At 54.6% G+C, this 12,701-nt stretch carries 8 protein-coding genes; 2 read left to right on the top strand and 6 right to left on the bottom strand.

Features of this window, described 5'->3' with window-relative positions; all coding sequences use genetic code 11:
- Positions 1-43 precede the first annotated feature (43 nt).
- Positions 44-3,709, top strand: a complete 3,666-nt coding sequence (locus WH50_RS22680; protein ID WP_110189484.1) for a hydantoinase B/oxoprolinase family protein — start codon at positions 44-46, stop codon at positions 3,707-3,709.
- Here the strand turns inward: WH50_RS22680 and WH50_RS22685 are convergent.
- Together WH50_RS22685 and WH50_RS22690 are read right to left on the bottom strand one after the other, a co-directional pair.
- Complete coding sequence (locus WH50_RS22685; protein ID WP_110189485.1) at positions 3,694-3,918, bottom strand: hypothetical protein; 225 nt, start codon at positions 3,916-3,918, stop codon at positions 3,694-3,696. The two genes, WH50_RS22680 and WH50_RS22685, sit on opposite strands and share 16 nt — an antisense overlap.
- 43 nt (positions 3,919-3,961) lie before the next feature.
- Entirely contained in the window at positions 3,962-7,069 is a 3,108-nt protein-coding gene (locus WH50_RS22690; protein WP_110189486.1) for a P-loop NTPase, read from the bottom strand.
- 165 nt (positions 7,070-7,234) lie between these two features.
- On the opposite strand from WH50_RS22690, the gene WH50_RS22695 reads away from it, so the two are divergent.
- Complete coding sequence (locus tag WH50_RS22695; RefSeq protein WP_110189487.1) at positions 7,235-7,522, top strand: hypothetical protein; 288 nt, start codon at positions 7,235-7,237, stop codon at positions 7,520-7,522.
- A 10-nt stretch (positions 7,523-7,532) separates the two neighbouring features.
- Here WH50_RS22695 and WH50_RS22700 read toward each other — a convergent pair whose 3' ends face one another.
- The 4 genes from WH50_RS22700 to WH50_RS22715 form a co-directional block, all read right to left on the bottom strand.
- Positions 7,533-9,413: a methyl-accepting chemotaxis protein gene (locus tag WH50_RS22700; protein WP_110189488.1), complete on the bottom strand. Its 1,881-nt coding sequence runs from the start codon at positions 9,411-9,413 to the stop codon at positions 7,533-7,535.
- Between the two features lie 251 nt (positions 9,414-9,664).
- Positions 9,665-10,480 (bottom strand): putative hydro-lyase, encoded by an 816-nt coding sequence (locus tag WH50_RS22705; RefSeq protein WP_110189489.1) that lies wholly within the window; start codon positions 10,478-10,480, stop codon positions 9,665-9,667.
- A 145-nt stretch (positions 10,481-10,625) separates the two neighbouring features.
- Entirely contained in the window at positions 10,626-11,921 is a 1,296-nt protein-coding gene (locus tag WH50_RS22710; RefSeq protein ID WP_104153666.1) for a TRAP transporter large permease, read from the bottom strand.
- A 1-nt stretch (position 11,922) separates the two neighbouring features.
- Positions 11,923-12,480 carry a TRAP transporter small permease gene (locus WH50_RS22715; protein ID WP_165838529.1) on the bottom strand — a complete coding sequence of 186 codons (558 nt, stop codon included), beginning with the start codon at positions 12,478-12,480 and terminating at the stop codon, positions 11,923-11,925.
- Positions 12,481-12,701: the final 221 nt, after the last annotated feature.

Below are 12,701 nucleotides of genomic sequence, written 5' to 3' on the forward strand. Positions count from 1 at the left end.
GCTGGCAGGGCACCCCTTCCTGATTGCGAACAGGTGAACCGTGATGACTACTCTGCAGGCTGATATTTCCGCTGTTGCCGCTGCCTCTCAACGTCCAGCCGCTGCCGTTGGTTCGGGCCGCTGGCAGTTCTGGATCGACCGCGGTGGCACCTTTACCGATATCGTCGCCCGCCGCCCGGACAACACGCTGGTGACGCACAAACTGCTGTCGGAAAACCCCGAGCAGTACCGCGATGCGGCGGTGGCGGGCATCCGCTATCTGCTGGGGCTGCAGCCCGGCCAGCCGATAACCCCGGAGCAGGTGGAGGCGGTGAAGATGGGCACCACGGTCGCCACCAACGCGCTGCTTGAGCGCAAGGGCGAGAAGACCGTGCTGTTTATCACCGAAGGCTTTGCCGATGCGCTGCGCATTGCCTATCAGAACCGGCCACGGTTGTTTGATCTCGACGTGCTGCTGCCCGAGCGGCTGTATCACAAGGTGGTCGAAGTGCAGGAGCGGGTGGGCGCGCACGGCGAACCTGTCACCCCGCTCAACAGCGACCGCACTCTGGCGGATCTGCGTGCTGCCTATGCCGAAGGTTACCGGGCTATTGCCATCGTGCTGATGCATGGCTACCGCTTTACCGGGCATGAACAGCAGATTGCTGATCTGGCGCGGGAAGTGGGCTTTACCCAGATCAGCACCTCGCATCAGGCCAGCCCGCTGATGAAGCTGGTATCGCGCGGTGATACCACGGTGGTGGATGCCTATCTGTCGCCCATTCTGCGCCGCTATGTGGAGCAGGTGGCGGCGGAGATGCCGGGTGTCAATCTGCAGTTCATGCAGTCCAGTGGCGGCCTCACCGATGCCCATCGTTTTCAGGGCAAGGATGCCATTCTGTCCGGCCCTGCCGGGGGTATCGTGGGCATGGTGCGGACCGGTGAGCTGGCTGGCTTCGAGCGCATCATCGGCTTTGATATGGGCGGCACCTCGACCGATGTGTCGCACTATGCCGGTGAGTACGAGCGCGAGTTTGAAACGCAGGTGGCCGGGGTGCGCATGCGGGCGCCGATGATGAGCATCCATACGGTGGCTGCCGGTGGTGGCTCGGTGCTGCAGTTTGACGGTGCCCGTTACCGCGTCGGGCCGGATTCCGCCGGTGCCAACCCGGGGCCAGCCAGCTATCGTCGTGGCGGGCCCCTGACGGTAACCGACTGCAATGTCATGCTGGGCAAGATCCAGCCGGCGTACTTCCCCAAGGTATTTGGCCCGCAGGCCGATCTGCCGCTGGATCGTGAGGTGGTGGTCGAGCGCTTCAGCGCACTGGCCGAGGAGGTTTATCGGGCTACGGGCAAACGCCAGAGTGCCGAGCAGGTGGCCGAAGGCTTCCTGCAGATTGCGGTCGGCAGCATGGCCAATGCCATCAAGCAGATTTCCGTACAGCGCGGCCATGATGTCACGCGCTATGTGCTGACCACCTTTGGCGGGGCCGGTGGCCAGCATGCCTGTCTGGTGGCGGATACCCTCGGCATGAGCCGGGTGTTTGCCCATCCGCTGGCGGGGGTGCTGTCGGCCTATGGCATGGGGCTGGCCAACCAGAGTGTGATCCGCGAGCAGGCGCTGGAAGTAGAGCTGACCGCAGCGGCGCTGGACGACATGGCCCGTCAGCTTGACCGGCTGGCCGCCGAGGGGCGCGCCGAGTTGCAGCGGCAGGGCGTCAGTGCGGAGCGACTGGAAGAAGTCCGCCATGTGCACCTGCGCTACGCCGGTACCGACAATGCCCTGCAGGTCAGTTTCGGCACGCTGGAACAGATGACCGAACAGTTCGAGCTGGCCTATCGTCAGCGTTATGCCTTCCTGATGCCTGACAAGGCACTGATTGCCGAGGCGCTTTCCGTTGAAGTGCTGGGGCTGTCTGATGCGCCGGTGGAGCACTTTGATCAGCTGCCTGCGCGGGCAGGGGCGTTGCAGGCCCATGATCAGGTGCAGATGTTTAGTGCCGGAGCCTGGCACAGCACCGGTCTGTACCGCCGTGAAGAGATGCGCCCCGGTGATCTGATCGACGGCCCGGCTATCATCGCCGAGCCGGTGACCACCACCATTGTCGAGGCGGGCTGGCAGGCAGAAGTGACGACGCATAACCATCTGCTGCTGCGGCGGGTGCAGCCTCTGCCAAGGCGTCAGGCCATCGGCACGGATGCGGATCCGGTGATGCTGGAGATCTTCAATAACCTGTTCATGAGCATCGCCGAGCAGATGGGGCTGCGTCTGCAGAACACCGCCTTCTCGGTCAATATCAAGGAACGGCTGGACTTCTCCTGTGCCATCTTCGATGCCGCTGGCAATCTCATTGCCAATGCGCCGCATATGCCGGTGCATCTGGGCTCCATGGGCGAGTCGATCAAGACCATCATCCGCGAGAATCAGGGGCGGATGCGTGCCGGGGATGTTTACGCCCTCAATGACCCCTATCAGGGTGGCACCCACCTGCCGGACATCACCGTGGTTACCCCGGTGTTTGACCGCCATGGCGACGAGATCCTGTTCTATGTCGGCTCCCGTGGCCATCATGCCGACGTCGGCGGGATTACCCCCGGTTCGGTGCCGCCGACCTCGGTCAGTATTGATGAGGAAGGGGTACGCATCAGCAACTGGAAACTGGTGGAGGCCGGGCGCCTGTGCGAGCAGGAAACGGTCGAACTGCTGCTGTCTGGCCCCTATCCGTCACGTAATCCGGCGCAGAACATGGCCGACCTGCGGGCGCAGATTGCCGCCAATGAAAAGGGCGTGCAGGAGCTGGGGCGCATGGTCGAGGAGTTCGGGCTGGCGGTGGTGCGGGCCTATATGGATCACGTACAGAACAACGCCGAAGAGGCCGTGCGCCGGGTCATCAGTGCGCTGAAGGACGGCAGCTACACCCTGACGTTGGATAACGACGCGCAGATCCGAGTCGCCATTCGTGTCGATCAGGCGGCACGCAGCGCGGTGATCGATTTCACCGGCACCTCTGCGCAGCTGCAGAGCAACTACAACGCGCCACGGGCCATTGCCATGGCCGCTGTGCTCTATGTGTTCCGCACTCTGGTGAAAGACGACATCCCGCTCAATGCCGGTTGCATGAAGCCGCTGGAAGTCATTATTCCCAGCGGATCGATGCTTAACCCCTGCTATCCGGCCGCGGTGGTGGCGGGCAATGTTGAAACCTCCATGTGCGTCACCAATGCGCTGTACGGTGCGCTGGGGATCATGGCGGCCAGCCAGATCACCATGAACAACTTCACCTTTGGCAACGACCAGTATCAGTACTATGAAACCCTGGCGGGGGGCACCGGCGCAGGTGAAGGCTTCAACGGCTGCAGCGTGGTGCAGGCTCATATGACCAATTCGCGCCTGACCGACCCGGAAGTGCTGGAATGGCGTTATCCGGTGCGGCTGGAAAGCTTTGCCATCCGCCAGCGCTCCGGTGGCAAGGGGCGCTGGGTGGGGGGCGACGGTGGCACGCGGAGGATTCGTTTCCTGCAGCCGATGACGGCCTCGATTCTGTCCAACAACCGCACCACGCAACCCTTCGGTATGGCGGGCGGAGCGGCGGGGGAATCCGGGCGCAACTGGGTAGAGCGTGCCGATGGCAGGGTGACGCGGCTGCTTCACGCCGACTCGGTGGAGCTGCAGGCCGGTGATGTGTTCGTGATCGAGACGCCCGGTGGTGGCGGCTACGGTGCCGTCTGACTGATATAACGGTGCAAGCCTGCCGCCAGTGCCTCAAAGGTCAGGCGGCAGGCGGGGTTGTCACGCAGGTTTTCATGCATGGCAACCCAGGTCTCCAGCTGCATTTCAAACCCGGCCACCAGCCGCTGCAACAGCGGCTCGCGGCGGGCAATACCGACCTGACAGAAGCCAATACCAAAACCTGCACGGATCATCGCCAGCTGAGCCACATCGCTGTCACAGCGGAAGCTGGTTAGTGCAAATTACTGGTGGCTAATATGGGCATATATTGCAACATAACGGGCCGTTGTAACTGAAGCCAAGATTGAACTTCATTCTGTCATTTACTTTAGTTGCATCCCATAAGTTGTTTTCTATTTGATTTCTTGGAAAGAATATGCCTTCCCCGCTCCCGTCAATAGATATAAATCCATATCCAGTACTTAGTGACTTTACTGTTCCTGAAAAGATTTTAGGTATTTCAATCCCGCCTTCATAATCTCGAATTTTATTTTTTTCCTCTAGAGGCAAGTGTTGTGCTCTTAAAAAGGTAAATATTTTTCTTGATAGGGCCTTTTCATTGGAATTTGGGGAGTCAAAAGAGTATCTGGCAAACCAGAACTGTGCCTGATAATTCTTATCGTCAGGGTTAAAGGATCTTCTGTAGTAGTATGCTACAGTTGAAGCCTGTTCTTGCGAATGTAATCGCAAAGTCTCGGCATATTGGAAGTTTAGTCTTAAGTGTCCTCTTCTTCTTTCTATGGCTGATTTGAGGACAGATATGGCGTCACTAATTTTCCCATTTTCAACGTGTATTTTAGATAGTCTAATAGCTAGTGACGGATCACGGTTATATTCATCGAAAGCCCGTGACAATGCTTGGGCTACTCTTTGGTTGTCATTGAGTAAGCTTGCAAATCTAGCCTCAAGCGTTGATATATGACTATCATCTGGAAACTTCTGACGACTAGAGTTGATTTCTTCCTCTATCTTTATTATAGAGTCGTCAATTATTTTTTCTGATAAATTTGTGTCTAATAGCAAATCGCTAAAATTATCAATTGCTAACTCAATTATTGATCCTGCGGTGTATGCGTTTTCATCCCATCTAGACTTTATTTCTTCAAGAATAGAACTTGCTTCTCTACGAAACTTAATTCTTGCATAGTGCTCTGCATTACTTGATGCACGGTCTCTCCAAACGGTAGCAAGTGAGTGATATATGCTACTGTCGTTGGGGGATATTTCTTTCGCTTCTTCAAGCAGCTCTATCGCAAGCGCTAAGTTTCCATTAGGTCTTATTCTTTCGAAGTTTGCTATCTGTTGTAGTAAGTAACCATCTCTCCCTAGTGTCTCTATAGCATACCTATATATATTCGATACATCCTCATAGTCTGGGAAAACATCGTGAAGAGACTTGGCTCTCATTAGTTGTCTGTATGAGGATCTATCTGACTCATACGATATATTTATTTTGCTTAGTATTTGTATGTATTCGTTATATCTGTCCAAGGAAGTAGAAAATGATCTATTGAAAACAATTTCAGCTATTTCTGGGTGTCGAGCTTTGTAGTGAATGTCGTCGATACTGCTTTCCTCCCATAATACAACTTTTTCTAAAGGTTCAAAAAAGTCTTCTTTGAATTTTTCAAAATTGATATCGAATATTCTCGCTATTAGACCTGCTCTGACAGGTACTCTTAATCTATTTAATGTGCATATTGTTCTATATATCGCTCTGGCATGAATTGGCTCAATTGATGAATATTCGTTAAATATAATGTCCTCGAAGGGTTCACCCATTGTGGCTTCATGAAGTGCCACTAATAGCTGTCGTTCAAAACTAACTGTAAATTCTGTTACTCTTTGCTGATGGGATTTGTTCTGAAGATTAGGTCCTAAACAGTTGTGTTTTTCGAGTTTGGAGAGCAGATCAACTATCTCTGTTGTGCTTAAATTATTTAACGTATATGTCGCGGTAACATATTTTTTTAAATTGTCACAACGTAGGTTCCATTCGTTATATCGTTCGGCAGTAAATATGGTTAATGGTATTCTTGCCTTCAAGGCATTTGTTAGAAATGATGCAATTTTATGAGTGTTTAATGCCGCATCGTCCCAGAAGATAAATATTCTTTCGTTAGACTTTTCATTTATCTCTTTTATGATATCTATATTTGTATGATCAATATTTTTTGCCCAAAGTGCACATCCAAAGCCTACATCTTTCACTCTCCATGCAATCTGCCTAAGAAAGGTAGTTTTACCCGCTCCTGCTTCTCCTTTCAGAAGAACTAGGTCAATTTTAGATTGTCTTTCTGACTCTGGTTTTAGTATGGTCTCTTCAAAAAACCTTTCTATCATTGATCTGGGAGTGGTGAGCTCTTCTGCGATTGGATACCATCCTAAATCACTTCCCCGATAAAAATCACTTGCCTTACATTGTGAGTAGTTTATGTCGCCTTTTAAGTACTCTACTTGATTTGTTAGAAATCTAATTAGCTCAGCGCTTGGTGGTATATTGGTTATGAAAATTGACTGTATAGCGTGGTTTTGAGTGGGGATAACCAAGTAAGAGGATCTTCTTGCCAAACTTATCTTTTCTTTAATTTCTTTAATGAAATCTTCAAACGTTGCGTTTATTGCGGATATCTTCTTTGATGACCATAAATTTATTTCAGCATCTCTTAATCCTGGCTTTATTAAGTAGTGCCGTTGTCCATTTGGAACTTCTCGATGTAATAAAGATATGATATGTCTGATGTTTGCATCTTGTAGGCTATGGCCTATAAATACTATGGTGTATTCTAAAGCCATCTCATATAAGTATTTGAATAGGTTTTTTCTATTGTTGTTGTATTCGTTGTATTGTTCTACTGTCAATATTAGCGGGATTTTATTGTCTTTTGTTCTTGTTATGCAGCCATGTAGTTTAATCAGCCCAAGCCTGTCATTAGTTGACTCTCCTTCAGAAAAGTGATCGTCGTCTGATATATGTACTGAAAGCTTTTGTAGAGGTGCTGGGTGTTGTGTATAGCATGTTTCAATGAGCCTATCATAGTTCGTAGTGAAGATTGCTTTCCAATGAAACTCTGGAATTGAGTGGTGGAAACTTGCGGGCTGAATGTCTTCGAATATCTCTCTAATGAATTCCTGGACATCGAACATCCCATATTCAGACATTGCAAGTTCAGATATTTGAATTAGAGATTCATTTCTATATTCATCATTTAGGAATCTTCTAGATATTAACTGACCTAAATGGTCTCCTAGTGGTACTTCATGTTGTTTAAGGGAGGAGCCAACCAATGCTCCAGATCCTAAGAATAGTATGACCCGGCCTCTCTCAATTTTATCAAGTAAAGTAGACGGAATATCCATTCAATTACCTCACAGGCAGAACTGTAGTATTAGGCTTAATATATACCTAAGTATGGACAGAAGAGTGGTGTGTGCAACTCCAGTTTTGAACTCTGGGTATGTTTAAAGATATATGCCCAAAGCTTTAAATGAATGTTCGGCACATATAGTTTTTTCTGTTAACTCATGTTCATGGTTATTTGGTCTTCAGTCTTAGTGCAGGGTAATGCCCGTTTGCCAGTCTATGCCTTCCCCTGGTGGCTGCTGCGGCTGGCATCGCCGCTGGTGCGACTCTGTGCTGAGCTGTATGAGGTGCGGCATCTGTGGCAAGCGGCTGTGCGGATGCCCAATGACAGGCTGCTGGCGGTGCTGGGGTATGAGCCGCATACACCACTGCCGCAGGCGATGGCAGAAACGCTGGAGGGGCTGGGGTGTATCGAACGCCCCCGTCGACTGGCAACGGGGGTGCTGTGAAGGGTACAGATCAGGCCAGACGGAAGCGCTGCGAGGTCTGCTGCATGGTATTGGCCTGACGCTCCAGATTGCGGGTGTGCTCATCCAGATTAGTGCGTAATGCCTTGGTTTCGCTGGTATGGACGTGGATATGTTCCATCTTGCCGGCGATGTCTTCGGTCGTGGTGGAAATCTCTTCAATGGCCACCACCACCTGATCCATTTCGGCGGCGAGGGTTTCAATGGAGCGGGTAATGTCGCCGATGGCCTGCGCCACCTGTCCGGCATTCTGTTCGCCTTCGGCCGCCAGAGTCAGGCCGTTCTCCATCAGCCGCGCCATCTCTTTGGTCTGGTTGTTGAAGTCCTTGATGATGTTGTCGATGTTGCTGGTGGCATCCATGGTCTTCTGTGCCAGCGAACGCACTTCATCGGCTACCACCGAGAAACCGCGCCCGGCCTCACCGGCCCGCGCGGCTTCAATGGCCGCGTTGAGTGCCAGCAGGTTGGTCTGGTCCGCCAGACTGTTGATCACGTCGACAATACCGATGACCTTGCCGCTGGACTGACCGAGCAGCTCTACCTGCTGGTTGGTGTGCTGAATCAGCTGCGACAGCTGGCGCATGGAATCGACACTGCTGACGATAACTTCAGAGCCGGAACGGGCAGACTGGGTGGCCTGCTGGGTGGCCTGACTGACGTCGGAGGTGCGTTGTGCCACTTCGTTGACGGTGGCTGAAATCTGCTGGGTTGCCGAGGCCGCCTGTTCGGTCTGGGTTTCCACCTGCTGGCTGTTTTCCGCCAGTTGCTGCATAGCATGGCTGAGATGGTCATGCAGGCGCATCAGCTCTTCGTTACCATCAATCACCTGACGGATCACCCCGGCAATATCTTCGGTCATGCGGTTGGAGGCACTGCCCAGCTGGGTGAACTCATCACGGTTGTTGCTGCTGAGTTTGAGGTTGGCAGTGAGGTTACCTGCGGCCACTTCGCTCAGTTGGGCGATGACGTTATTGAGCTGGCGCACCAGTGTGCGGGAAATCTGACTGAGGGCGAGCAGAATGATCAGACCGACTACGGCTGAAATGATGCCCATCTGCCAGTACGCCGACTGACGGGCGTTGACAGCCTGAGTAGAGGTGCGGCTGATAATGCCCTGCTCCAGATCGTTGTTCTGCTGCTCGATGTCGGCCAGCAGCTTGTCACCTTTGGCGGTCAGCTGGTCTTCCAGCGCCACGATGGACTTGATGGTGACATCGGCCTGGTCGAATGCACTCTTGTAAGCGTTGTAGCCTTCACCAATCTTGGTGTCTTCCCAGCTCAGCGTCTTGATCTGATCGTGCAGGTCATTGAGTGCCTTCTTGACCTTCTCTGCATAGGCCGGGCTCATGGTTGACAGATAATCGCGCTGATTGGAGATCGCCTCATCGATATAGGGCTTGATGATACTCAGTGACATTTGCTGCAGCCCGACTGCCGCCTGATCCAGTGCCTTGCGCTGGCCATCAAAGGGCGTCATCCCCAGTTGCTGGCGGGTGCTCAGCCACTGTGAGCGCAGATCGGTATAGTCGCTGACGCTGCTGGCAATGTCGCTGGCCTGTTTTGCTACTGCCTGATCATGCAGATCACCGGCATGGCTGGCGAGCGCCACGGCGGTGTCTTTCAGGCTGTTGAGGCGGTTCTGGTAGTCGGCCATGTTATCGCTGGTCAGCGCGGTGGCCTGATTGACCAGATGCATCCACTGGTTCGACAGCTGCTGGGCGTCGCTGGCATAGCCCTTGGCCAGGTAACGCTCTTCATAGGATCCGGATACCTTGCTCAGGCCCCAGAAACCGGAGGCGGAAATCAGTACCAGCCCGGTCAGTGTAATAGTTATCAGCAGCCAGAATTTCTGCTTCCAGGACAAAGCGAACACGTTAGCTCCTCAATGAGATCAGCAGGTAGTGCATCTGCGGGGGAATGAAACGGCAAATAATCCAGCAGGTGATACACGAACACAGGAGGGAAGCCAAGTAGACTTCCTAAGCAACTTGTAAGTCACCGGAACGCCATTTTAGTTTTGTGTTTCGTTCTTATGTCTTCTGTATCCGGCATGTTAACAACCGGGTCGCAGACGGTGGCTGCCTGCGATGTTCTTCAGTTTTTCAAAGGTGACTGGCGCGACGCTCAGCCAAAACGCAGCTGGCTGTTGGGCAGATCCGTCACCAGCATGTGCCCCGGGCTGTGGGTGATGGCGAAGGGCAGGCGGGCATTCATCAGCGCCGCCTGCGGGCTGACGCCACAGGCCCAGAATACCGGGATGTCGCCGTCTTCCAGCACCGGTGCATCGCCGAATTCGGGCTGCTGCAGGTTGGCAATGCCCAGCTGTTCAGGGGCGCTGAGATGCACCGGCGCACCGTGGACCTTGGGCATCTGGCTGGTGATCTGTACGGCACGGATGGCATTGGCCGGGCTGAAGCCGCGCATCGACACCACCATATTGCCCTGAAACGGACCTGCACCCTGCAGCGGCCGGTTGGTCAGGTACATCGGTACATTGCGCTGATGATCGATATGGCGCACCGGCACACCGGCACTGATCAGCTCTTCCTCGAAGGAAAACGAACAGCCGATATAGAAGGTCACCAGATCATCGCGCCACAGTGCGCTGATGTCGGCCAGCTCCCGGCTGCACTCGCCGTGCTGATACAGGCGATATAGCGGCGTGTCGCGGCGGATGTCGATATCCTGACCCAGCGGCGGGGCATCGGTCTGCCCCGGCTCACTGACATAGAGCAGCGGGCAGGCTTTCTGGTTGAGCTGGCAGAAGCGCAGGAAGTCACCGGCATACTGCTGGGGCAGGATCACCAGATTGGCCTGCGCGTAGCCCAGCGCATAGCCACTGGTGGTGATCTGGTGCTCGCCTGTACGGCAGCGCAGACGCAGCTGATGGGAGCTGAGCAGTGCACCGTGGCCGGTTGCGTCGGGAGAGGTGTGATTCATGGTGTCAGTACTCTGTATTCACTCATTAATGGCAGTCGGTAGCTAAAGGCGGTTGGTCGCTAAAGGTGGTTGATCGCTACCGGTGGCCGGTAGCTAAAGATGATCAATATCTAAGGTGGTCGAGAAGCTAATAAATGGTTGAAAGCTACATGGCCGCAGGCAGCGCGGTAGCAATACCGGGGAACCACACCAGCAGCACCACCGCCAGGATCATCAGCAGGAACATGGGGAAGGCGGCGCGGGCAATAAAGCCCATGTCGTGGCCGGTCATGCCCTGCAGCACAAACAGATTGAAGCCCACCGGTGGGGTGATCTGCGCCATTTCCACTACCAGCATCAGATAGACACCAAACCAGATCATGTCAAAACCGGCCTGACGCACCAGCGGCTCGATCACCGCCATGGTCAGCACGATGGACGAAATACCGTCCAGAAAGCAGCCCATGACGATATAGAACAGGGTCAGAATGACGATCAGCATCAGCGGCGACAGGTGCCAGCTGGCGATGATAGCTGCCAGATTGTGCGGCAGGCCGGTAAAGCCCATGGCCAGCGACAGAAAGCTCGATCCCATCAGGATAAAGGCGATCATGCAGCTGGTACGTACTGCCCCCATCAGCGACTGACGGAAGCTGTCCCAGCTCAGGCTGCCCTGCAGCCCGGCCATCAGCAGAGAACCTGCCACGCCCAGTACCGCCGACTCGGTCGCCGTGGCTACGCCACTGTAGATCGAGCCGATCACCACCAGAATCAGGCTGAACACCGGCAGTAGCTGGACGCCGCCCTTAAGCTTGTCTTTGAGGCTGTAAACCATCTGCTCACGTTCACTCTGGTCACCCTTGAGCCACGCCACCACGGCGACATAGCCCATGAACAGTGCCGCCAGCATCAGCCCCGGTAGCACGCCAGCCATAAACAGCTTGGCGATGGACTCGTTGACGGTGACGCCGTAGATGATCAGGGTGATGGACGGCGGAATCAGCAGGCCCAGCGTACCGGCACCGGCGAGGGTGCCAACGATCATATGCTCGGGATAATTGCGCCGCCGCAGCTCAGGGATCGACATCTTGCCAACGGTAACCGCGGTGGCCGCCGAGGAGCCGCAGATAGCCGCGAAGATCGCCGAGCCAGCCACATTGACGTGCAGCAGACCGCCGGGCAGACGGCTCATCAGTGGCGTCAGGCCCTTGAACAGGGATTCCGATAGTTTGGAGCGGAACAGGATTTCGCCCATCCACACAAACAGCGGCAGCGAGGTCAGGGTCCAGGAGGAATTCACCCCCCAGATGGTCATGGCCATGGATTCGCCCACCGGGCGATGAGTGAACATTTCCATGCCCACCACGGCGCAGCCGAGCAGGCTGAAGGCAACCCAGACACTGGAGCCAAGGAGGAAGAACAGGGCCAGCAGAAATACGCCGGTCAGCAGGGCTTCGTTCATGTCAGCCTCCGTGCGCGAGCGACAGCTCGCCGTCTTGTCGGGGTTCGTGACCGGGCAGACGCAGGCCGAGCCATTGCTCAAGCAGCTGTTCCACGGTGCTGTGAATGACGCTGATCGCCAGCATCAGGGCGCCAACGGCGGTCACCGCCTGAGGCATCCACAACGGCAGCTGGTCGCCCCCTTCGCTGACCTCATCGAACTGCCACGACATATACGACAGCTCCGCCATATACCAGGCCAGATAACAGGCCGCGGCACTGGCAAACAGCAGACAGCCGCTTTCGATCAGATGGCGCAGATGGGAGGGGCAACGCTCCACCACCAGCGTGACGCGAATATGGGCGTTGTTACGGAAGGCATAAGCCAGACCCAGACAGTTGCTGGCGCCCATCAGATAAGAGGAATACTCGGTGATGCCACCGATGTAGAGATTAAGCAGGCGGGCAGCGATGCTGGCCACTACGCACAGGGCCATTGCCACCAGACAGAGGGCAGCGAGGACACCGCTGCCACGATAAAGGCTTTCAAGCAGGGACTGAGCCCGACACAGCCAGCGCATGGTTGATTTCTCCTGTCCCGGCGGGGACTTTGCAGGCCGCTGAACAGCTATCTGGGTGGCCGGATACCGCGTCAACATCAGGCTCACAGCCAAAGGCTGAACGTGCTTTCGCACGGCCCCGAAGGGGCGAGCATAGGGAGTGCTCATTGAGTTCACTCCACTCCGCTTTTCACCTGATGCTTGTGCTCTGGGAGCATTGGCTTGTCTCGGCTACCTCGATA

The sequence above is a fragment of the Pokkaliibacter plantistimulans genome, assembly GCF_003194385.1.
In the GTDB taxonomy this organism is placed as follows: domain Bacteria; phylum Pseudomonadota; class Gammaproteobacteria; order Pseudomonadales; family Balneatricaceae; genus Pokkaliibacter; species Pokkaliibacter plantistimulans.

What these genes read in the sequence shown, in the direction of transcription:
- WH50_RS22680 (WP_110189484.1), top strand. Translation starts at nt 44, where the DNA reads ATGACTACTCTGCAGGCTGATATTTCCGCTGTTGCCGCTGCCTCTCAA.
- WH50_RS22710 (WP_104153666.1), bottom strand. Translation starts at nt 11,921, where the DNA reads ATGAACGAAGCCCTGCTGACCGGCGTATTTCTGCTGGCCCTGTTCTTC.
- WH50_RS22695 (WP_110189487.1), top strand. Translation starts at nt 7,235, where the DNA reads ATGTTCATGGTTATTTGGTCTTCAGTCTTAGTGCAGGGTAATGCCCGT.
- WH50_RS22705 (WP_110189489.1), bottom strand. Translation starts at nt 10,480, where the DNA reads ATGAATCACACCTCTCCCGACGCAACCGGCCACGGTGCACTGCTCAGC.
- WH50_RS22690 (WP_110189486.1), bottom strand. Translation starts at nt 7,069, where the DNA reads ATGGATATTCCGTCTACTTTACTTGATAAAATTGAGAGAGGCCGGGTC.
- WH50_RS22715 (WP_165838529.1), bottom strand. Translation starts at nt 12,480, where the DNA reads ATGCGCTGGCTGTGTCGGGCTCAGTCCCTGCTTGAAAGCCTTTATCGT.